The sequence below is a fragment of the Candidatus Saccharibacteria bacterium genome, from assembly GCA_016700315.1.
Lineage (GTDB): Bacteria > Patescibacteriota > Saccharimonadia > Saccharimonadales > SZUA-47.
The window spans coordinates 722,268-743,564 of record CP065013.1; the positions used below are offsets into that span (position 1 = coordinate 722,268).

The 21,297-nt window shown below is 44.4% G+C and carries 20 protein-coding genes and 1 tRNA gene; 16 read left to right on the plus strand and 5 right to left on the minus strand.

Annotation, left to right across the window (positions count from 1 at the left end; genetic code table 11):
* The first annotated feature begins 97 nt into the window (after positions 1-97).
* Positions 98-1,111: a class F sortase gene (locus tag IPO96_03740; GenBank protein QQS64659.1), complete on the plus strand. Its 1,014-nt coding sequence runs from the start codon at positions 98-100 to the stop codon at positions 1,109-1,111.
* Here the strand turns inward: IPO96_03740 and IPO96_03745 are convergent.
* Positions 1,108-1,743, minus strand: coding sequence for a DedA family protein (locus tag IPO96_03745; GenBank protein ID QQS64660.1), 636 nt, complete (start codon positions 1,741-1,743; stop codon positions 1,108-1,110). The two genes, IPO96_03740 and IPO96_03745, sit on opposite strands and share 4 nt — an antisense overlap.
* 133 nt (positions 1,744-1,876) lie before the next feature.
* On the opposite strand from IPO96_03745, the gene IPO96_03750 reads away from it, so the two are divergent.
* On the plus strand, positions 1,877-2,554 hold the full coding sequence (locus IPO96_03750) for a 50S ribosomal protein L25 (protein QQS64661.1): 678 nt from the start codon (positions 1,877-1,879) through the stop codon (positions 2,552-2,554).
* Positions 2,555-2,652: 98 nt separating this feature from the next.
* Here the strand turns inward: IPO96_03750 and IPO96_03755 are convergent, their stop codons facing one another.
* Positions 2,653-4,443, minus strand: a complete 1,791-nt coding sequence (locus IPO96_03755) for an ABC transporter ATP-binding protein (protein ID QQS64662.1) — start codon at positions 4,441-4,443, stop codon at positions 2,653-2,655.
* 186 nt (positions 4,444-4,629) lie between these two features.
* On the opposite strand from IPO96_03755, the gene IPO96_03760 reads away from it, so the two are divergent.
* The 11 genes from IPO96_03760 to IPO96_03810 all read left to right on the plus strand — a co-directional run bounded on the left by IPO96_03760 (position 4,630) and on the right by IPO96_03810 (position 15,420).
* Positions 4,630-5,487, plus strand: coding sequence for a rhodanese-related sulfurtransferase (locus IPO96_03760; GenBank protein QQS64663.1), 858 nt, complete (start codon positions 4,630-4,632; stop codon positions 5,485-5,487).
* A 217-nt stretch (positions 5,488-5,704) separates the two neighbouring features.
* Positions 5,705-6,025 (plus strand): hypothetical protein, encoded by a 321-nt coding sequence (locus IPO96_03765; GenBank protein ID QQS64664.1) that lies wholly within the window; start codon positions 5,705-5,707, stop codon positions 6,023-6,025.
* Between the two features lie 27 nt (positions 6,026-6,052).
* Complete coding sequence (locus IPO96_03770) at positions 6,053-7,672, plus strand: excinuclease ABC subunit UvrC (protein QQS64665.1); 1,620 nt, start codon at positions 6,053-6,055, stop codon at positions 7,670-7,672.
* 199 nt (positions 7,673-7,871) lie between these two features.
* Positions 7,872-8,684 carry a prephenate dehydrogenase gene (locus IPO96_03775; protein ID QQS64666.1) on the plus strand — a complete coding sequence of 271 codons (813 nt, stop codon included), beginning with the start codon at positions 7,872-7,874 and terminating at the stop codon, positions 8,682-8,684.
* Between the two features lie 5 nt (positions 8,685-8,689).
* The gene (locus IPO96_03780; protein QQS64667.1) at positions 8,690-9,877 is read left to right on the plus strand and encodes an aminopeptidase P family protein; all 1,188 of its coding nucleotides are present in this window, start codon (positions 8,690-8,692) and stop codon (positions 9,875-9,877) included.
* 111 nt (positions 9,878-9,988) lie between these two features.
* Positions 9,989-10,360, plus strand: coding sequence for a phage holin family protein (locus tag IPO96_03785; protein QQS64668.1), 372 nt, complete (start codon positions 9,989-9,991; stop codon positions 10,358-10,360).
* Entirely contained in the window at positions 10,353-10,568 is a 216-nt protein-coding gene (secG, locus tag IPO96_03790; GenBank protein QQS64669.1) for a preprotein translocase subunit SecG, read from the plus strand. The genes IPO96_03785 and secG overlap by 8 nt, the downstream gene beginning before the upstream one ends.
* Before the next feature lie 33 nt (positions 10,569-10,601).
* Entirely contained in the window at positions 10,602-12,392 is a 1,791-nt protein-coding gene (locus tag IPO96_03795; GenBank protein QQS64670.1) for a peptide ABC transporter substrate-binding protein, read from the plus strand.
* A gap of 417 nt (positions 12,393-12,809) precedes the next feature.
* Positions 12,810-12,895, plus strand: a tRNA-Leu gene (locus IPO96_03800).
* A gap of 17 nt (positions 12,896-12,912) precedes the next feature.
* Positions 12,913-13,650: an SDR family oxidoreductase gene (locus tag IPO96_03805; protein ID QQS64671.1), complete on the plus strand. Its 738-nt coding sequence runs from the start codon at positions 12,913-12,915 to the stop codon at positions 13,648-13,650.
* Between the two features lie 132 nt (positions 13,651-13,782).
* A complete protein-coding gene (locus IPO96_03810; GenBank protein QQS64672.1) occupies positions 13,783-15,420 on the plus strand; it encodes an FAD-binding oxidoreductase in 1,638 nt (545 codons plus the stop codon).
* 130 nt (positions 15,421-15,550) lie between these two features.
* On the opposite strand, the gene IPO96_03815 is transcribed toward IPO96_03810, so the two are convergent.
* The 3 genes from IPO96_03815 to IPO96_03825 form a co-directional block, all read right to left on the minus strand.
* Positions 15,551-16,315: a slipin family protein gene (locus IPO96_03815; protein QQS64673.1), complete on the minus strand. Its 765-nt coding sequence runs from the start codon at positions 16,313-16,315 to the stop codon at positions 15,551-15,553.
* A 48-nt stretch (positions 16,316-16,363) separates the two neighbouring features.
* A complete protein-coding gene (locus IPO96_03820; protein ID QQS64674.1) occupies positions 16,364-16,744 on the minus strand; it encodes a DUF4406 domain-containing protein in 381 nt (126 codons plus the stop codon).
* A gap of 456 nt (positions 16,745-17,200) precedes the next feature.
* Entirely contained in the window at positions 17,201-17,920 is a 720-nt protein-coding gene (locus tag IPO96_03825) for a hypothetical protein (protein ID QQS64675.1), read from the minus strand.
* 127 nt (positions 17,921-18,047) lie between these two features.
* On the opposite strand from IPO96_03825, the gene IPO96_03830 reads away from it, so the two are divergent.
* From IPO96_03830 to IPO96_03840, 3 genes are all read left to right on the plus strand, one after another.
* Complete coding sequence (locus IPO96_03830; GenBank protein QQS64676.1) at positions 18,048-19,004, plus strand: IS30 family transposase; 957 nt, start codon at positions 18,048-18,050, stop codon at positions 19,002-19,004.
* Positions 19,005-19,099: 95 nt separating this feature from the next.
* Positions 19,100-20,257 (plus strand): hypothetical protein, encoded by a 1,158-nt coding sequence (locus IPO96_03835; protein QQS64677.1) that lies wholly within the window; start codon positions 19,100-19,102, stop codon positions 20,255-20,257.
* A gap of 395 nt (positions 20,258-20,652) precedes the next feature.
* Positions 20,653-21,276 carry a hypothetical protein gene (locus IPO96_03840; GenBank protein QQS64678.1) on the plus strand — a complete coding sequence of 208 codons (624 nt, stop codon included), beginning with the start codon at positions 20,653-20,655 and terminating at the stop codon, positions 21,274-21,276.
* The last annotated feature ends 21 nt before the right edge of the window (positions 21,277-21,297 follow it).

Sequence of the window (21,297 nt, forward strand, 5' to 3'; positions counted from 1 at the left end):
AAAGGAAAAAGAAAAGTATCTCTTATGCACAAGCAGCGTTACGTACTTTCGGTGTTCACCTACGACACGATCAACAGCTAAACAAAAAACAAATCGCATGAAAAATCATGCCCGAGCTCTACGGAGCAATTATCAAACCTTTACAAGGCGCAGCCATCGCCTCAATCCACAGTTGCGCAGGACTTTGTTTGGCCGAAAATTAAGTGAGCTAAAAAGCGAAGAAAACGCCAAACTTTCATCAGATTACGAACAAGACATTGATCGTTTCATAGATCTAGTTTCAGAGCTTGCCCCGAAAACTATCAATATTACCAAAAACGTCGCACCCCGTAGATCACTTTTTAAGCGTACGATAGCTAGCCCTTATCATCACAAAAATCGTGAAATTCGTTACCAACCAAAAACGGTGGATCAAAAAGCTGAATCTCTGATAAAGCGCCGCAAGAGTAGCCAAAGAAAACTGAATTATAGACATACGCGCTTAAAATTGTCAGCAGCCTTCGCAGTTCTTCTGATTGTTGCTACGTCTGGTTACTTCTTTAACGCCAAACATTCAAACCGCTCACTACTTAGTCGTCTGTATCCTACTCTATCTAGTGTGAATGGTCCCCCAATCGACATATCAGCTACACCGGCAGTATTGGGTGCAAACATCGAGCCAAAGAATCCTGACAGGGTTCCTTCAACACTTAACATACCTGCACTAGGCATGTCGGCTGCTATCGAACCAGTAGGAGCGCATGAAAACGGCACGGTCGGTCAGACTCAAGATCGGCGCAAAGTAGGTTGGTATATGGGAAGCGCGCCAACTAATGCTAATTCGACTGTTCTACTGGTCGGGTATCGTTTTGGTGACACACCCATTTTCTCGAAAATTGATCAGCTCAAGACAGGCGATGTGATCGAGGTACGAAATCACGGTGGAGATAGTAAGTGGTACAAAATACAGACGATTGACTTCTACGCCGCAAAAGACTCGCCACTTTACCGACTAGTCACAGAGAACCAAGGCGAGAGCCTGGTAATTGCCTCAAATAATGGTGTTTGGGACGATTATAAAAATCAGTTTAGTGAAAGGATTATTATCGTTTCTAAACCCGTAGACAATTAGCGCCTAAAAATTTGCTTAATTCTAGCAAAGAGTCTGTCTCTGGTTTCGGGGTCGCCCAAGATATGGGTAATTGTTGGCAAAAAAGTGACTAAAGTGGCAATCCCAACCACTGGGAGTAGGTATTTGTCGATATCAGGAATCAACCCGCCTATGAAATAGCCCAAAAGCGTGACGCTAATACTCCATATTACTGCTCCTGCAACGTTATATATCATAAAACGTTTTGGATCCATCTTGGCGGCCCCAGCGACTATCGGCGCAAAGGTGCGCACAATCGGAATAAATCTCGCCAGTGTCACGGTTTTACCACCATGACTTTCATAAAACTTCTCAGCTCTTTCTAAGTATTCTTGCCTAAAGATTATGCCATCTTTCTTGCGAAATATTCTGTGGCCTGTTCGTCGGCCAATATGATAACCAAGATTATCGCCTGCGATTGCTGCAACTATCACAATGCCTATAACACCAACCAGCGGTAATTTCCCTTGAGCAGCGAAGAAGCCAGCGCTCAAAAGCAGCGTGTCGCCCGGCAAAAAAAAGCCGATAAGCAGCCCGCTTTCGGCGAATACAATCAGGCCTATCAGCAGCAGGCCGCCACTCTGAATTAAGTGCTCAGGGTTTAAAAAACTCATTTACACTCAGTATACTATCCCGACAATGACTTAGCCTATGGTTCTTTTTTTCAAGAATAAAAATTATTGGTTTTGCGAGCGGCACTCAATCTGTTATAATACTGTTTAACGAAAGAGGAATTAACTAACAATTATGGATAAAATTTCATTACAGGCAGAATCACGAACGGTTTTAGGCAAAAAAGTCAAAGTTATGCGTCGAGAAGGCCGAGTGCCGGCTGTTATTCATGAACGCGGCAAAGACTCAATTCATATTTCAGCTCTTGCGGCTGACCTGACCAAGGTATGGCGAGAAGCCGGCAAAAACCATATCGTTGATTTGCTAGTTGATGGCAAAAGCAAGGCAGTGATGTTCAAGGACGTTAGTCGTGACCCAGCGCGCGGTACAATCAACCATGCTGCTCTCTATGCTATCAAGCAAAACGAAGCCGTTACGACCGAAGTGCCAGTGAAAATTGTTGGCGAAATACCAGCCGAAAAAGCTAGTTGGTATGTATCTCGCCAACTAGATACTGTTGAAATTAAGGCTCTACCTGCAGACTTGCCAGAAGTGCTAGAAGTCGATGGATCGACTTTGATAAATGTTGGAGATCTTTTGAAGGTTTCGGACATAAAGCTGTCGGCCAATGTAGAAATCTTGACCGATACTGGTCGGGTTATAGCGGTAGTTGAAGACCCAGCCGTCAAAGCTGCCCAAGCTGAAGCAGAAGCAGCTGCCAACGCCGAAGCAAGTGCGACTGAAGTACCTTCGGACAATGGTGGAATTGAAGCGACTGAAGCGCCAGCAGACAACGATAAAAAACCAGAATAGTGTATTTGCTCTATTTTGAAGTTAGACAGATTTGTTCGCTAAGTCGAAGAAAAATAGAGCCCATTTTACTCCGGGGCTCTATTTTTATCTTAGCAAGCCTATTCCTGTATGAAGCCGCCAGACTGGTGTGACCATAGTCGAGCGTAAAGGCCGTTCTTTTTCTTTTTGAGGGTTTCGTGATTACCTTCTTCTACGATCTTGCCGTCTTCGAGGACTACGATTCTGTCTAAACTAGCGATAGTGCTTAAACGATGAGCAATGACAATCGCGGTTTTGCCTATCAGTAGATCTTTGAGGGCTGCTTGAATCAGCGCTTCGCTTTCGCTGTCTAGAGCGCTGGTTGCTTCGTCTAGAATTACTATCGGTGCGTCTTTTAGCATAGCTCTAGCTATAGCAATTCGTTGTTTCTGGCCGCCAGAAAGCTTGACACCACGCTCGCCGACAAGTGTATCGTAACCATCCGATAGTTTTTCGATAAACTCATGCGCATTGGCCTTTTTTGCGGCCGCAATCACAGCTTGCTGGTCAATTTTGCTTTGTCCGTAAGCGATGTTTTCGGTGATTGTACGATGAAAAAGCAAAGGTTCTTGGGGGACATATGTGATCGATTTTCTTAGATCTGCTTGTGTCATTTTGGTTGTCGAAAAGCCGTCAATCAGAATCTCGCCCTGATTAATATCCATATAACGCAAAAGTAGTTTAGTGATACTTGTTTTTCCACCTCCCGATGGGCCGACTAGACCGATTTTTTCGCCCGACTTTATACTTAGGTTAAAGTCCTTGAACAGATAATCGTCTAAACTGCTACCTGGATACCTAAAGCCGACTTTGCGCAGTTCTACTTTGCCGCTAGTTGCCCGAAAGGCTGATGCATGATCCGAGTCAGAAATTTCAGGCTCAACTTGCATAATCTCTGCCATGTCATGCGAGTCGCCAAATACCCTGGTAAACTGTCTAAAAGTGTTATTGAGATCCCAGAGACGGCGCATAATACCCATAATATAGCTCGAAACCAGGTATACCAGGCCAATTTCGATCTTACCTCTAGCAGCCAAGGCTAGGGATGCAATAATAGCAATGATGTTGATACTGCGCTGCAGTGATCCACTGACAAGTTCCTGACGCATAGCGATCTTCATGGTTTCCATCGATCTACTAAATACTTCGTCTGCGCGCTGCTGCATTCTGGCAACCTCGAAGTCCTCGCCGCTGAATGCCTTTACAGCCTGGATATTGGTGATGGCATCAGCAATCTGGCCAGTGCGCTTGGTGTCGGCAGAAGCCCAGCGTTTGTTGAATGGTAGCTGCCGACGGCGGTATGTCCAAATTACCGGCACATAAATGAAGATCAGTACCCAGAGGGCGATGATTATTACCTGTGATTTGGGCGCAATAATCACGGAGGTTGCGGTAAGTGCCACGATTAGTTTGAATACGTTCCAGGTTAACGGGTCGGTTAGCCTTTCAAAACTACCGACGAACTTGTTGGTTTGACTAACTAGTGATCCCGCAAAACGGTCGGAAAAAAAGCGGTAGCTCATTGTCTGCAAGTGTTTAAAAACACTCATATTGAGGTCGCGCATTATCGATTCTTGGGTACGCCAAAAAGTTGGAACTATCACACGGTTCCACATTAGGTGCCCAAAAACATCTAGTGCAGCTACAGCCAAAAAGATTTTAGCCAAGTAACTGTTGGTTAAGCTATTGCCTTGGCCTAAGGCAATTTGGTTAAGTAGGCCACTGATGATTAACGGTTGGATGAAATCCTCGGCTACTTGCGCGGCTACCATACTCGGATAAATGATCCACATCTGGCGTTTGTATTTTCGGGCATGCTGCCAGTAGATAGCAAGAGTTTGCTTGGCAGTTGAGTCGGTACGTTTTTTCATAGCAAGCTCCTCCTAATAGGCCTGCTTAATTATTAATATGTTAGATAGTTTTTGTTTTTTTGCTTATCATTACTTGCCTCGATAAGCTAAGTTTTTGGCCGCCTCATTATTTTGTAAATATGTCTACAATTTTACATCTATAAAATTGCGATGTCAAGACTTTTTAAGAGGTGTATAATACTAAGGATGAATACTAAAGAGCAAAAGATTATTCTCTATTATAAATTCACTCCCGTTAAAGACCCAGAGATGACAATGCGCTGGCAGCGGGAGCTGTGTCTACGGTTGGGGCTTAAAGGTAGAATTTTGATAAGTCCTCATGGTATCAACGGTACGTTAGGTGGCGAAGTTGAAAGTCTTAAGTCATACAAAAAAGCCATGAACGAATCAGTTATTTTCCGGGGTATTACTTACAAATGGAGCCAGGGCGGACTGGAAGATTTTCCAAAGCTGAAGGTCAAAGTAAAACCTGAAATTGTGGCATTTGATGCCGCCGACGAGATAGTGGTGAGCGAAAATGGTATCGAAAACGGCGGTAAACACCTCAAGCCAGCCCAAGTTCACAAGCTGATAGAGGAAAGAGGCGACGACGTCATATTTTATGATGGACGCAACAAATACGAAGCTCAGATTGGTCGCTTCAAAAACACTATTGTGCCCGACACCGTCACAAGCCGAGACTTCAAAAATGACCTCGAAAATGGAGAAATAGCCAATTACAAAAATAAGCCGATAGTTACTTATTGTACGGGCGGAATCCGCTGCGAAATCTTGAGTGCTATGATGAAGAATCGCGGCTTTAAAGAGGTCTATCAGATCGATGGCGGCATAGTGAAGTACGGCGAAAAGTTTGGCGACGATGGTCTATGGGAAGGCAAACTTTTTGTTTTTGACGACCGTATGAAAATGGGTTTTAGCCCAAAGGCCAAAGACATAGCTAGTTGCGAAACGTGTGGTGCCAAGACCAGTAATCAGGTTAACTCTACCAATATCCGCCGCAAACTACATGTAATTTGTGAAGATTGCACAAGTAAAGTCGCTTAATAACTATCAGGCCGTCAAATTATTGCTGATTAGTTAATATAGTTATAGAATACCAATAATTGGCTAAAACAAACTCAACTCAGCCATTAAGGAGTAAAAATGGGGATGATAAATTCACTAAGTAGCAAAAAGTTTTCTGTAGGCGCGGCTGCTACTTTAGGTCTTGGCTTGTGGGGGGGGTAGTGCTTATGAAAGGGGTGGCGAGTATCTGGAGCGTGTGCCAGTAGTTATGGTGGCGGATGCTCATGACATAGTCGTTATTAATCTAGGCAGAGCAATAGTTGGTCTCGGCAAATTTGTAGATAGCGCACTTACTGGCAATGGCAATGATGAAGACACTAAAAAAGCTGTTGGCCATAAGCCTTCCAACGGTAAGGATAGCGGATTACAGACACCAGAAATTGGCGAAAACTGGATTAATTTTTTGCAAACTGATTTCGGTATGTCGCGAAGTAAAGCCCTAAAATGCTACAGGGCAAATAAATTGGCGAGTAAGGTGCTCGTTTTTGGTGAGCAGTACGATAATCCATGCAATTGAAAACTAAATAAACTATATAATATTGTCATGCCAAGCCATGCGCTATTAGAAAAGTTCAAAACGTTACCCGCTAGCAGCGGAGTATACTTCCATAAGTCGGCAAGTGGAGAAGTTATATATGTCGGCAAAGCGGCGGTGCTTAAAAATAGAGTCAGACAGTACTTCCAAAATTCCAGAAACCGTGATCCGAAAACCGAAGCACTAGTCTTGGAGATTACTGATACAGACTGGATTGAGACGCAGAGCGAGATCGATGCACTCTTTTTAGAAGCAGAGATGATTAGGCGCTATATGCCGCGCTACAACATATTACTGCGCGATGATAAATCTCTTAGCTACGTTAGAATCGATCATAAATCAGAAGTGCCTACTGTTGCGTTCACTAGGCGTCCATTAGACGACGGTGCAGAGTATATCGGTCCGTTTGTGAACGGTTGGGCGGTACGAAGGGCACTTAAATATCTGCGGAGGGTATTTCCCTATTTCGGCAAACAGTCATCAGTAAACAGTTATCAACTAAAAAGTAAATTGCCCGAGCAGATCGGCCTAGAACCAAAAGTGAGTAGCCCCGAAGAGATTAAACAGTACAAAGCTAATCTCAAAATGCTTGCAAAGTATATGCGAGGAGAAAAGGTTGACCTAACTAAGCAGCTTGAGCGGGAAATGAAGCTTGCAGCCCGCGAACAACGTTTTGAGGAAGCTGCGTATTATCGAAACCGTTTGAGTGCTATGAAAGGCTTAGGCAAACAAATTATTTTTTCTGATCGAGAGTTTCTGGATTTATCAAAAGACGAAGGCCTCAATGGGCTGGCTAGTTTGCTCGGTTTACAGAAGCCACCACGTCGAATCGAGGGTTTTGATATTTCTCATATGAGCGGCACAGACACTGTCGCGAGTATGGTCGTGTTTGAGCAGGGCATTCCAAATAAGGCGGCTTACAGAAAATTCAAAATGAGACTGCCGGGAAACGACGATTTTGCTCACATGCGCGAAGTTATAACTAGAAGACTTAGCGAAAAACATGTCAAAGATTGGGGCTTGCCGAACCTATTGCTGATTGATGGTGGTAAGGGGCAATTGGCCGCCGCCCTAGAGGCTCGCGAAACATTAATAAATAATACCATAACACATCTTAAAGTTAATCCATCAACCCAAAATAACAGAGACAAAACTACTTTCCAAGGACTATCCTTGGAGTTTAGTCAAGTGCCGATGATTGGGCTTGCTAAGAAAGAAGAAGAGATTGTCATAAAGAAACAAGATGAAAGATTAGGGATTGACGAAGAACAGCTGATATTAAAGGCAAGGGCTATGCGAGCTCTGGTTCGGGAAACAGAAGATTTTATTATGATTGGTCTACCCCATGAATCGCATATCGTTAAGCTCTTGCAGCGGATCCGCGATGAAAGTCATCGTTTTGCCGTTTCATATCATTCAACACTCAAGCGCTCGCGGCAGACCAGAAGCTGGCTAGAGGAAGTGCCAGGCATTGGCCCGACCCTAAAGAAAAAGCTTATCAAAGAATTTGGATCGGCAAGAGGAGTGGAACAGGCTCGAGATTTTGAGCTAGACAAAATCTTAGGTGAAAAACGTGCCTCGATACTAAAACAATATATGCGAGCAAACCGAAAGCTTGACAGTAAATGAAAACTAAATATAATTAATACAAACTATGATCAACTTAACGTATAGACAAATATCTCGCAAAAATGCTCCGTATTACGATACGGTAGATCGCTATTAATGCCTCGTTGCTAATAAAAATCAAAGTATTTTTTTATATCTGATCTTTGATCTGGCACTTATTAAGATTTAATAACTAATCTTAAATCGAGGTGTATATACTATGAAAAGTATTGAAACTATTGGTATTGCTGGCTTTGGTCCTATGGGTCAACTAATGAAGCAGCACATGTTACCAAATGCAAAAATATTAATATCTGACCCCGGACTACCAAAAAGCAAGGATAATGTATTGGCGATAAACCTTAGTGCCTGTGATGCAGTGCTACTAACAGTTCCTGCACAAAATTTACAAGGTGTACTAAAAGATGTAATCGTTCCTCCTAAAGTAAAAAGTTCGTGGGACGAGATCGACCCGTCAATTAAAGCGGGCTGGGTTGACCCTTTAATTATCGATGCCTGTTCTGTAAAAATGTTCCCAGAGAAGGTTGTGGAAACGATAGATCCTGACTTTCCGCAACTCTTGCATTGTCACCCACTGTTTGGGCCACAAAGTACTAAGGATGGATTAGAGGGTAAAACAGTAATTGTTACCAAGAAACAAGGTGAGAAAGCTGAAGCAATTCTCGATTTCTGGCAAAACGAAAGAGGCCTAGACATAGTCGAAATGACTGCTGAAGAACATGACCGTGAGATGGCAAAAATTCAAGCTGTAACGTTTGTTTTGGGCAGATTGGCGAATCAGGCTGGCTTAGGGCAGCTTAAAGATTCAGCTCTCGCAACATTTTCGAGCTCTATCGCAGGAGAGCTAGCTTTACTTGATGCCGCTCACAGTGAGGCTTTACTAGAAACCATAGTAGCTTTTAATCCCTTTGTGAAAACAGAAATCTTGAAACTTGAACAATCTTTATGGCAACTAGAGTCATTATGTATGAAAGGGGGCATGGCACTAGCGGGTGTGGGCTTGCTATTATAAACTAGATGAAATTTAGTGCGAAGTTTTTTGTCGCAAACCGGCAGCGCCTATGTAAGGTGCTACCCGGTTCTGCGATAGTTGTAGCGGCCAACGGGCAGTTGCAGCGTTCGGCAGATACACCATTTGTTTTTCGGCAAGATAGCAACTTCTGGTATTTAACAGGGATTACTGAGCCAGATCTGATCTTGTACATAGATCAAGACGCTGAAGAATATATTGTACTACCTGATCGAGACGATCACAGAAACCTTTGGGACGGCGAAGTAAACACTCGAAGTTACGAAGAAGTTAGCGGCATCAAGAACTACATTTCGAGCAAACAGTTTAGCGAAAAATTAGAACAATTAAAACTCGCTAAGATAAAGGTTGCTAGACCTAGTCCGCCAGATCCTTACTTAAGTACCTACGGGATGTTTACTAACCCGGCCCGCGCCATTTTAGAAAAACGCTTAATAAAAGCAGGCGTCAAAAGAGTTGATTGCCGCATGGACTTAGCCCGGCTACGCTCAGTTAAGCAAAAAATAGAATTAGAGGCCATTCAGCAAGCTATAGACATAACGATCGAAAGCCTAAAATCTTTAAAGAAAAAATTGTCATCACAAAAATCAGAGCTGGAGCTCAGCAACTACTTGTTGGCAGAGTTCTTGAAACGTGGAGCAAATGGAGTTGCTTTCGAATCGGTCATAGCGAGCGCCAAAAATGCGGCGACTATCCATCATCGTGCTTCTGACCAATCGGTAAAAAATGACAATCTTCTGCTATTGGATGTCGGTGCAGAGTTCTCGAATTACGCGGCCGACATTTCGCGGACTTGGGTGATTGGTGAGGTGTCTGCCAAGCAAGTCAAGTGTGTAGCGGCCGTAAAAGAAGTGCAGGATTTTGCTTTTAGTCTATTAAGACCGGGGATGTATCTCAGAGATTACGCTAGTCAAGTTAGAAAGTTTGCGGCTGATTGTTACAAGCAAAACCGGCTAATTGAGCATAAACAACAGATTGACGAAGTATTGCCGCACGCCATAAGTCATTTTCTAGGGTTAGATGTGCACGATGCAGGTGATTACGAACGTCCTCTGGAGGAAAATATGGTTTTGACGATAGAGCCAGGAATTTACTTGCCTGCCGAAAGGATCGGCGTAAGAATCGAAGACGACGTGCTGATTACGAAGACTGGTGCCAGGTGGCTTAGCAAATGAAGGGTTAAATGTTTATAGTTTATGGTCGCTAGTAAGGTAACTTCTAATGCTCAATACATAAGTAGCTTTAGTACTTTCTACTTTCCACTTTCTACTTTATACTAATAGTTAATGAACAGGTTTGGTAAATTTGCTTTGCGCTGGTTGGTTTGCAGTCTGGGTTTGTGGATTGCGGCTAATCTGTTGGGCGGTGACCGGATTAACTATCAGGACAGCTTTCGGGTGATGATGACTGCTGGGCTAGTTTTGGCCCTGATAAATACCTTTATCAAGCCTCTGATTGTTTTTTTGAGTCTGCCGGCAGTTCTCCTTACTCTGGGTATTTTTATGGTTGTGATAAACGGCCTCACAGTGATGTTGGCTGCTCATTTTTACTCAAGGCTAGAAGTTGCTGATTTTGTTAGTGCAATGCTGGCTGGAGTTGTAATAGGATTAGTAAACTTTTTTGTAACCGGGTTAATTGAGGAGGAAAAATATGAGTAAATGGTTTGTAATTAGTGTTGTATCAGGGCTTTTGATGATTGTCTTAATTTTGCTACAAACAAGAGGCGCCAGTCTGGGCGCTGGACTTGGCGGCGGCGGCGAAGTCAACACCGTTAGGCGCGGTTCCGAGGCATCAATCTTCAAGTTAACGATAATCCTTGCAGTTATTTTTGTGTTTTGCATCTTAGCAGGAATTGTTACTTCCTAAGATTAGTCTGGGTGGGATCTATTATAACGATTTATGACAAACGACTTTGAGCAAGAAACCAGAAAGCGGCTGAGGCGTAAGTTCAGGCTGAAACGTAAACAGTTAAATCGGGTTGGTCAAGATGCAGGTGCTGGTGTTGATAAGTATGTTTTTGACAAAATCCAAAAAGTCGCTAGCGTAAAGCGCTTTCTCATTAGCTGGCTAGGTCTTTTGACCGTCTTGGTTGTCGGCGTAATTTATCAAACAAGTGGCCTAGGACGCTATTACCTACGACAGGGACCAATAGAAGGCGGAACCTATCGCGAGGGCATAGTAGGAACATTTACAAACGGCAATCCTATCTTTGCGACTGGCACAGTCGACAGCGCTGTAAGTGGTTTAATTTTCAACGGACTACTGACCTATGATTCTTCCAACAATCTGGTTCCATCCTTGGCACAAGAATGGTCCGTCGACTCTAGTGGAAAAGTCTATACAGTTAAGTTGCGTGACGATGTCAGATGGCATGACGGCGCAAGTTTTAGTTCCGATGATGTAGTTTACACTTTTCAAACAATCCAAAACCCCGATACTCGTTCGCCTTTACAGCGCAGCTGGCAAGATGTAAAAATTAGCGCACCCGATAGGTTAACTGTGGAATTTAGTCTTAGCTCTTCACTCGCAGGCTTCGAATATTCATTGACCACGGCAATAGTACCAAAGCACATTCTGTGGGGGGTGAAGCCTGAGCAGCTAAGGAGCGATGTTTTCAATACGGCACGTTTGGTTGGGACGGGTCCGTTCAAACTTCAGTCGGTAGAGGTTTCGGGTGCAACGCCAGAAGATCGCCAAGAAGTGATCAGTATGGACCGTAACGACGAATATTTTAGAGGTAAACCCGGCATAGAACGTTTTGTTGTATTGTCGTTTAGGGACTCGGCAGAGTTGACTAAGGCTTTCAAGCAAAAAAGTATAAATGCCGCCGTCGGTATGAGTGAGACTGATGTCGAGGGTGAAGAGAATGTATCAATCTATAATATTCCTTTAACCAGTGCGGTGATGACTTTTTTGAATAATTCTTCGCCGATACTTAGCGACGCCAAGGTGCGTCGTGCTCTTAATCAAGCCACCGACAAAGATGCGATTTTAAAGGCGATTGGTTACCCTCTAATCAAGGTAGATCAACCGTTTCTGAAAGGCCAACTAGGCTATTCGTCAGAATATGCACAGGCTGTCTATGACAAAAATGGCGCCGAAAAGCTACTTGACGAGGCTGGCTGGCTAAAAACAGCCTCGGGTATCAGGGAGAAAGACGGCAAAAGTTTGTCCTTACGCTTATTCTCACAAAGTTTGACCGAATACGCAGTTGTCACCCAAGCCCTGCAAAAGCAGTGGTACGACGTCGGAGTTGCCTTAGATGTTATTTTGCAGCCGGAACAAGAGCTACAGAGCGGAGCAATCGCACGGCACGATTACGATGTGTTGGTGTATGGAATTACGATAGGCTCGGATTCAGACATTTTTCCGTACTGGCACAGTAGTCAGGCCGATCCGCGGTCACAAACACGACTCAATCTCTCGGAATTTAAAAACTCCATAGCTGATAAAGCTCTTGAAGCCGGGCGGACTAGAATTGACCCAGCTATTAGAGCGATAAAGTACAAGCCTTTTTCAGAAGCCTGGAACGAGCAAGTCCCGGCAATCGGGCTCTACCAACCACGTTTTTATTACGTTGTTCATGGTGGTTTAAGTGGTTTTGACCCCAAGCGGATAAACGCTGCGGCCGATCGCTTCCGCAATGTGCGCCTTTGGCGCATCCGTACCGGCCAAAGTGAGCTAGATTAATTTAGACTCAATAAGTTGGAGTGGTGGTACTCCTGCTGGCGGAGGTAGACAAAGCGTAGTTTCAGGTGAGAAGCGCCAGGGGCGCTTCGGAAACCCGCAGTCCAGATTGGCGACTTGTTGACAGTCTGACGAGGGCGGGTCGGGACTCGGCTGAATCCGCCATTAGGCGGATCACCGAGATCGTGACCTAGTGGGGGCAACCCTGTGGAGGTGAGCCGTGCCAGTGGCACGGCGCAAGGCCGGAAACTGATTTACTGCTTGCAGTAAGTAAGTTGAGGCGGGTGAAAAAGCTCAATGAACTTTTGCAAGGAAATCTTCTCTTGAAAACTTGTTTTCATAGACGAAGTTTCGGGGCCGCTGTAAGTGGCCGCCGAAAAGGTGGCCAAGTCCTGACTTGAACCTTATAATATCTAATATGCGCGAGTGGTGGAACGGTAGACACGCTAGTTTCAGGTACTAGTGGGGGCAACCCTGTGGAGGTTCAAGTCCTCTCTCGCGCACCATTTAAACGGAGAAGGTAATGATTTTACAAGGTAAAACGGTTTTGATTACTGGTGCAACAAGTGGGATGGGTAAGGCAATAGCCTTGGCTATGGCAAATGAAGGCGCAAACGTAGTTATCAACTACACGTCCAATGATACTGCTGCCGAAAAGCTCTCTATTAGCTTAAAGACTAAGTCTAACTGCTTAACCGTAAAAGCAGACATTTCTAGTGGGAGCGAAGTAACAAAAATGTTTGAAAAAATAAAAAAAGAATTTGGCAAAATCGACATACTTATAAATAACGCTGGTATTTTTGATTCTCAAGATGGCCCGTTTAATCTAGAAGCTTTTAGGAATACCTTTGAGACGAACTTTTTTGCACAGATTGATGTTACCAGAAAAGCCAAGGAGATGATGGAGAGTGGGAAGATCATTTTTATCTCTTCAATTCATGCTAAATTGGGCAACGGTAGACCGAGCGCAATTGCCTATTCTGCTTCAAAAGCGGCGACTGAATCTTACATGAAAAACTTGGCAAAAGAACTTGCTCCTACAATCTTAGTAAACGCGGTAGCTCCTGGCAGAACCCTAACACCAATGTGGGGCAAACTGTCAGATGCTGAAAAAAATAGTTTAGCGGAAGGTCACCTTACCAAAAAATGGATTACACCTGAGCAAATAGCCGACGCAGTAGTCTTCTTAGCAAAAAATGACGCAGTCTGCGGTGAAGTGCTTGTTGTGGACGGTGGTATGAGTTTAAAAACTTTAGGTTAAAGCCATTCTTCAAGATAACTACATATGCTATTATAATCATAAGTATGATAGAGATAAGTTTAGTCTGTGCTTCACATTTTGGTAGAGTCAGTTTTACTGCTGCGAAGCAGGCGGTACAATCCGGAGTTACAGGTGAATAAGGTAGCACATTATCTGCAAGAACACGTAGTCGGTGAAGTCTACGCTTCGCACGATGTGCGCGAGCACTTTTCAACCGACGCCAGTATCTTTAAGCAAGCTCCTGCGATTGTCGTTTATCCTCGCAGTGAAAATGATGTTCGCAAGGCCGTGCGTTTTAGTTGGCAGCTGGCTGAGCGCGGGCGTGTAATACCAATCACGGCACGAGGTTCGGGTACTGACTTGACTGGAGCGGCCATAGGTAGCGGAATTATGTTAGTTTTTCCGGCTCACATGCACAAAATTTTGGAGCTAGATCCCAAAAACGGACTGGTAGCAGTCCAACCGGGCGCTAATTTCGGAAAGCTTCAACAAACACTCTTTACGCATGGTCGTTTTCTGCCGTCTTTTCCAGCAAGTGGCGAGTACTCCACAATCGGAGGAGCAGTAGCAAATAATGCTTCTGGGTCTAAGAGTTATAAATACAGCGACACGCTCGAATATGTTCGGGGTCTAAGGGTTGTGCTGGCTAACGGTGAACTGATTGAGACAGGTAAGCTCAATAAGCGAGAGCTCAAAGCCAAGCTAGGTTTATCTGGAATGGAAGGCGAAATATATCGTCAGCTTGACAGCTTACTTGAAGAATACAAAGAGACGATCAAGAACTATTCTCCGCAAGCCAAAACTAATATTGGGTATAACGTATCGGCTGTACGTAGCAAGGACGGAAGCTTTAATCTTACGCCGCTATTGGTTGGTAGTCAGGGGTCGCTTGGAGTTATTACGGAAGTTGTACTAGATACGGAGACACATAATCCCGAGACATCTTTGGTCATGGCTGGTTTTGATAGTATCGAAGCTTGTTTGCAGGCGATCGATGAAATCAAAAAGATGAAATTTGGCCCAAGTGAGTTAGACTTTGTTGATCGTAATCTGCTAGAGTTCGCACTAGCTACAAACCCACATGTCTTGAAAGGTTATTTCAATGAGGCGATGCCAGATATACTATTGTTTGCCGAATTTGATGACGAGAGCATTCGCCTGCAGCGTAAAGTTGTGAAGAAGTTCAATAAAATCGTCGAAAAGTACGGCCAGATTGTGCTTGAAAGCAAACAAGAAGAGTATATCGACAGGGTCAGAGCTGTGCGTGATACCGCAGCCGGACTGTTGTCACACAGCGAGAGCTCTTACCGCGCCGTGCCTGTTATAGACGATGCGGCTGTACCTCCAGAAAAGCTTGGTGCGCTAATTGGCGAAATAAGAGCACTCATGCAGCGCTATAATCAGAAACAATACGGTATTTGGGGCCATGCCGGCAGTTCTATTGTCCATGCCGCTCCGTTTTTGGATCTATCTCTAGTTGGCGACCGTCAAAAAGTCTTCAAAATGCTCAAAGAATACTACGAGATAGTCATGAAACTTGGTGGGTCACTGAGTGGTGAGCATGGTGACGGGCGTTTACGAGGGCATCTGCTACCAATGCAGCTGGACTCCTCCATGATCGAACTCTGTACAAAAGTGAAGAAAATTTTTGACCCGCATGGTATTTTTAATCCTGGTGTAAAATTCGATGCCACAGAAGAACAGTCCAAAGCTTGGATGCGGAACGAATATTCAATTCGCAAATTCGCCGACCACATGCCCAGGAGCTAAGCTCTAGACCTCTGACCGTAGTCCTTAGGCCCTAGTATGCTGTTAGTTAATTAGTATTTTTTGTAGCTAGACAATAAACATTTTAGACACCACAAGCAGCGTGCTATGGTCTAAGGGCTAAAGACTAGTGTTACTTAAGTCCGTCTTTGGACATGAACTTTTTCATAGCATCCACGGTGTCCATAAATTGGGCAGGGAAGATGATTGTGCTGTTTTTTTCGACTGCTATCTCACTCATAACCTGTAGGTTTCTGAGCTGGAGTGCGATTGGGTGGGCCGCAATGATATCGGCAGCTTCCCCAAGTTTGGCGGCAGACTGGGCTTCACCCTCGGCGGCAATAATTTTGGCTCGTTTCTCACGCTCGGCTTCGGCTTGCTTGGCCATAGCGCGCTGCATAGTTTCGGGAAGGCGTATGTCTTTTAACTCAACTGTACTGACATATATACCCCACTTCTCGGTAGCGGTGTCGAGAATCGCTTTGATCTTTTCGTTGATAGTAGAAGTTTCACTGAGCACTTGGTCGAGAGCACACTGGCCGATAACATTTCGAACAGTAGTTTGGGCAATTTGGTAGGTCGCAGATACAACGTTACTAATTTCGACGAGCGACTTGGTGGCATCTACAACCTGGTAATATGCAACCGCTGCTACGTCGATGCTGACGTTGTCCTTCGTAATAATCTGCTGACTATCTACAGGTAAAGTAATGATACGCATGTCGACCTTTTTCATCTGGTCGATAAAAGGGATGATAACCCTGAGCCCCGCCTCTTTTGGGGTGGGCTGTACCCGTCCCAGGCGAAAAACCACACCTCTTTCAAACTGGTTGACTAGCCTAAGCCCCATAAGCACCGCGATAACAAATAGCGCTATCAGAAACCACACAAAACCCATAACCCCTCCTTATTCATACTGATATTGTAACCCTATTCTGGCCTACCATCAATGAAACCGCAGATACGTGTTGTAATTTTGCGTAAGTCTATAAGAGAGCCAAACATCTTTCGGTAATACGAAAGCACCTAATAAATGTGCCAAATCTACTTCAGCTCTAGCGCCACGACTTTCGGTCCAACCATCAAGCACGGCAATTCCTTGAGCGCCTAAAACCCCTGGAAAGTCGGCGCGCATATAGTCAGCCCAACCCCAATCCTGCTCTCCTTTTACTTCGTGTGGGCTAAAAACTTTATAGCCAGCACCTCTGAGTTGTGTAGCACCTGCCTCGAAAGCACTAAAATTATGCTTCGGGTATCCTGTCATTGGTCCTGATAGATACAAATTTTCCACCTCATTAACGTTTTTTGGAATAATAATACGCTCCATGGTTTCCCTTTCTACACTTTATATACACAAATAATATAGCATCAATATCTTTGAGAGAAATAATAATCAATCTTTTGGATGTCTATTGTATGGATGTTTTAGGCAAAGACGGCTATGTTTTTTCAAGGCCAGTGCTACAAAATATCAAAACGCCCAAAAGTCCCCAAACAATTCCAATTGTTTGGGGTAGCTGAGGAACAAGACAAGACCCCGTCTATTTATTTGCCACTTGCTAGCATAAAAATAGACGGGGTTGAACTTAGTTCGGACGTGGTGCACCTGAAGACAGATGTCTTGAACCTTTTGACAATATAAGTGATTGGCTACTGAGTAGTCCAGATATAGACTGGAATTTACAGCTCAGGAATGCTTCTCTATCACGGTTCGTGCCACAGTATCAGCTCTGATATTAGTGTGTTATTACTCTCGCTAGAAGTCGTTTGAACCTTAGCAATACTAGGGTTGCTCAACAGTAACTGGTATCCACTGTGCCATGCCAGCTTCAAGAACGTATTCTTCGCCCAGACTACGGGTAGCAAGTGAACGATGCCTACCATTCTGGATTGACCAATCTCCTGCTATCTCCAAATGGTCAGGAGCCCTATGACCAGAGTCAATTCCAAGCCCTGCGAACTCTGCATGATAGGCAACTGGATCAGCCATTATTCTTGCAACACCGTGTATCCACTCGCTGATATGCTTTCCGCCAGTGCGTGATTGTACATTAGCCCAATCCGTATGACTGTATCGAGCAACTCCCGCAAGGTCGGCTCTGCCTTCAACAGCATAGTCGAATGCAGTAGGGTTACCATGCCTTTGTTGTTCGGTAATAAGCTCTTTAATTCGAGATTTGAAGAAGCCGACTTCTGGGACTTCAATTCTTGGCTTAGGATGTTGTGTCCTATCTGTAAGACCAGCTTTCATATCCTCAAGTTGGGTGAACGAATCAGGGCTTTCAGGGTCTAAACCAAGCTGCTGCATAAGCTTTTGCAGGTGACCACGCCTTACAGCTTTAATTGTGAAGTCGGCATTTGCACTAGCCTCAACTAGCCAAGACATTATTTCTTGTATCTTTACATAGACGCCAAGAAATTCAAGTAGTCCGTCTACTTCAGGGTCACGTCTTATTTCAGCAGCGTAATTGCCACCACCACTAAATCCTTCGGGGCTTCCCATATGGCACTATTCTATCATATAATTGCTAATAATGCAATAGCTTTGTTGTGTCGCACAATAAGTATTGTGCGACACGCTCCAGGCTCGTTTGAAGTAGGACACTAAACCTAACGAAGGTTTGGTGTCAGTGAAGAGATCAAAAGATAATGATCAGATGGGAAAGCACTATGATCATTTAAGCTATGAAGATCGAGTCAAGATTGAACATTGGCACAAAAGCGGAAAGAGTATCCGGTTCATAGCACGTGAGCTGGGGCGAAGCCCCAATACCATCAGCTATGAACTAAATAACCTTCGGGTGTCTGGTGAATACGTTGCCAAGAAAGCTAAGGTGAAAGCATACCAAAAACGTAGGCTGGCTCGAACTTGGAGTAACAAAGTTGCCAGAGACAAAGACCTGCGAACCTATGTTGACGATAAACTGGATCTCGGCTGGTCACCCAAAGTCATAGCCGGTCGCACTCAAGCCGATCTCAACATTGCTGTGTCGAAGGATGCGGTCTACCGCTATGTACGTCTGTACGCCCTTCACCACAAGCTGCACTTCAAAGGTAAGCCAAAGAGACGGAAGACAATGTATCGTCGCTCACTGATTGGTGACCGGAAATGGATCGAAGAACGTATCCTACGTGATGAGATCGGTCACTACGAGCTCGACTTCATTGTCAGCAGGCACAGTAGAGCTGTGTTGTTGGTTGCTGTAGATACGCTGAGCAAAAAGACACTCATCGAGCTTCTACCCAACAGAACGAAGAAAGAGGTGTCAAAGGCTCTGAGAGTGATGTTTGACGGTTGCACCGTTAAAACCATCCTGACCGACAATGACATTGCTTTCAAGCAGTGGCAGGAGTTTGAGAGACTATTGCATGCCCCAATCTACTTCTGTCACCCATACCACTCGTGGGAGAAAGGTCTAGTTGAGAACGCCAACAAGTGGATACGGCACTTCATACCGAAGAAAACAGACCTACAATTCGTTACTAAAGAAAAAATACACGAGTGCCTCGTGTATTTAAATGATCGTCCAAGAGAAGTGCTTCAGTTCAGAACTGCCAATGAAGTATACTGGGAGAAATTAACTTGAAGTGTCCTACTTCAGTGCCGACTGTACGAGAGAATTCTTAAACAACCAAAATAATAAAATTGTAATATTTCAATAATAAGTGTATAGTAATATTAATGAGCAATCGTTCTATTATTCCTCGCAATTTTGATCGTGTTGGAGAGGCTACATACGAGATGTCACTTATAGAAGGTAAGGGCATTTCATCGGATGTGTCGTTAAGAGTTTTCTTTGATCCTGATGGTTTATTAGGCAATACTATCTTGCAATTTGATGTTAGCCCAGTAGTAGACGATAGGCGAAAAGAGATAATCGCCAGTTATGGATTAGATCAACAACGCATACCTTGGTTTGACGGTCTTACCTGGGGGGTAATTCGTTACAATTTGCTTAATTCAATGCTTGTGGTGCCCTTGGAACCAGGAGCACCAAGTGCTTCAAGCCCTGACCCCCATACGCGTATTGCAGAACATCTGGGTATTCGTTCAGAACGCGGGATTGATGGAGATGGAAAAGATTTTCTTGACGTACGCTGCACCCTCGGCGCAAAAGCGCTAAGTGAGCTATATGACAGAGTGCGCGGCCTGGGGGATTCTGTGAAATTTACCGATTACCACAGCAATACTAACCCAGGAAACAATATGAGTTACGAGGGCGAGCAGCTGATCGAAGGGCTAAAAGACGGAACAGTTTTAGTTGCGCCAGTACCAGAAGAAGGCGTAAACGTTACAAACATTGCATGGTCAGCTATACACGACAACATACTACACTTATATGGCAATATACTACTGAGGACGCCGGCGTTCAATGAGCTTGTTCGAACTTTTGGTCCACGAAAAGATGTCAGCTATATTGACTCGGAACTGGCGTATGTTGCTGGAACGATAACAGAGCTAATAGACTACGGATGGTACGAGCCTATCCGGCCAGGTGAAAACTATGTGCCGTACACTAAATTACACGAGCTCCTCATACCGTTTATTGATGACTCAAATCCAATGGTTGCCAGGCTAATAAATGAGGCTCGTCTATTAAGAAAGATAAAAGATAGAACACAAGAGCCCACTGATGCGGAGTGGGATGAATACGTGCAACTTGTCCTAAGCCCTGACAGCGTTCTAGAGCAACTCGACGATGCGGCAAACTCAATTCCAAGACGCTTTGTTTCTGTAACCGGTAAAGAACTAAGAAAAGAGAGATTAGATATGCTCTCTGTCATTTCTGCTCTTGGAGCTACCGCGGGTAATAATAGATATCGGGGCGGATTGAATTAGGGTCCCCAAACAATTCCCATTGTTTGGGGTAGCTGAGGAACAAGACAAGACCCCGTTTATTTATATGCCACTTGCTAGCATAAAAATACACGAGGCTGGTCTTATTTCGGACGTGGTGGATTTTTACAACTCCGCTAGAACCTATTTTGAGGAAAAATGCTGAAAAGTACGGCCCCGCCGCCTAGCACAGCAGAGCTGTGCTGCGCCCCGCCCAGAAAGCCCTTTGCATATTTTTTGAATTTCCCCCGCAGAGATTTTTTAGAAAAGGAAAAGGGTGTTTCTGGTTGGGTCGCGTTTCGGCATAGGCCGAAACAGACGGCGTGTCTGGGGCGGCACTGCCGCCCTCGTGTCGCTTGCGACACGCAAACAGGGGAAAATCTGTTAAAATTAAAAGTATGAGCAAAGATAAATTTGATTTTAGTGAGGAGTTTCGCACTTCAAGAGTGCAAACAATAGCCAGAGGTGAATTATTTTGGACTGAAGTAGATATCTTAGACCTAAGCGATACTCAGACGGCTAATGTTCTAAAAGCTACTCTGGAGAATTACGGCATAAAAACCAACTACTTTCCTGCGGCACTTGCCGAACATCTTAAGAAAGTTCTGGGGGGCAGCGATTATGCTAAAGCTCCGTACCTTATTATTGCCGCGCACGGTGCCGAACAAGAAGGCTCGCTACATATGGACACTTTGGCTGATGAACTTGCAGCTACACAGGACTTTCACGGCCAAATGACACCAGAAGACCTTTCAAAATTTGTAGATGTAAAAGATAAGGTCGTGATAAATGTTGCGTGTGTTGGCGGCGAAAAAGAATTAGCGAAAGTATTTATAGAAAAAGGTGGCGCAAAAGCCTATATTGCCGAGACATCTTCACCCTTTCATTATGTAAGTTCATTATTCCCGACATTGCTTTTCTATTTTCTGACTAACTACACAAACTTAAGTTTGGCAGAGGCTTTTGAACGCGCAAAGGCCGCCGATGCCGAAGAATTTAAAAGCTGGAAGCTCTTTGAGTAGTGCTATGGGGTTGGGTGGCAA

Bases quoted from the DNA above. Each gene is read 5' to 3' on its own strand.
- IPO96_03740 (QQS64659.1), top strand. From the start codon at position 98: ATGAAAAATCATGCCCGAGCTCTACGGAGCAATTATCAAACCTTTACA.
- IPO96_03745 (QQS64660.1), bottom strand. From the start codon at position 1,743: ATGAGTTTTTTAAACCCTGAGCACTTAATTCAGAGTGGCGGCCTGCTG.
- IPO96_03750 (QQS64661.1), top strand. From the start codon at position 1,877: ATGGATAAAATTTCATTACAGGCAGAATCACGAACGGTTTTAGGCAAA.
- IPO96_03755 (QQS64662.1), bottom strand. From the start codon at position 4,443: ATGAAAAAACGTACCGACTCAACTGCCAAGCAAACTCTTGCTATCTAC.
- IPO96_03760 (QQS64663.1), top strand. From the start codon at position 4,630: ATGAATACTAAAGAGCAAAAGATTATTCTCTATTATAAATTCACTCCC.
- IPO96_03770 (QQS64665.1), top strand. From the start codon at position 6,053: ATGCCAAGCCATGCGCTATTAGAAAAGTTCAAAACGTTACCCGCTAGC.
- IPO96_03775 (QQS64666.1), top strand. From the start codon at position 7,872: ATGAAAAGTATTGAAACTATTGGTATTGCTGGCTTTGGTCCTATGGGT.
- IPO96_03780 (QQS64667.1), top strand. From the start codon at position 8,690: ATGAAATTTAGTGCGAAGTTTTTTGTCGCAAACCGGCAGCGCCTATGT.
- IPO96_03785 (QQS64668.1), top strand. From the start codon at position 9,989: ATGAACAGGTTTGGTAAATTTGCTTTGCGCTGGTTGGTTTGCAGTCTG.
- secG (QQS64669.1), top strand. From the start codon at position 10,353: ATGAGTAAATGGTTTGTAATTAGTGTTGTATCAGGGCTTTTGATGATT.
- IPO96_03795 (QQS64670.1), top strand. From the start codon at position 10,602: ATGACAAACGACTTTGAGCAAGAAACCAGAAAGCGGCTGAGGCGTAAG.
- IPO96_03805 (QQS64671.1), top strand. From the start codon at position 12,913: ATGATTTTACAAGGTAAAACGGTTTTGATTACTGGTGCAACAAGTGGG.
- IPO96_03815 (QQS64673.1), bottom strand. From the start codon at position 16,315: ATGGGTTTTGTGTGGTTTCTGATAGCGCTATTTGTTATCGCGGTGCTT.
- IPO96_03820 (QQS64674.1), bottom strand. From the start codon at position 16,744: ATGGAGCGTATTATTATTCCAAAAAACGTTAATGAGGTGGAAAATTTG.
- IPO96_03825 (QQS64675.1), bottom strand. From the start codon at position 17,920: ATGGGAAGCCCCGAAGGATTTAGTGGTGGTGGCAATTACGCTGCTGAA.
- IPO96_03835 (QQS64677.1), top strand. From the start codon at position 19,100: ATGAGCAATCGTTCTATTATTCCTCGCAATTTTGATCGTGTTGGAGAG.
- IPO96_03840 (QQS64678.1), top strand. From the start codon at position 20,653: ATGAGCAAAGATAAATTTGATTTTAGTGAGGAGTTTCGCACTTCAAGA.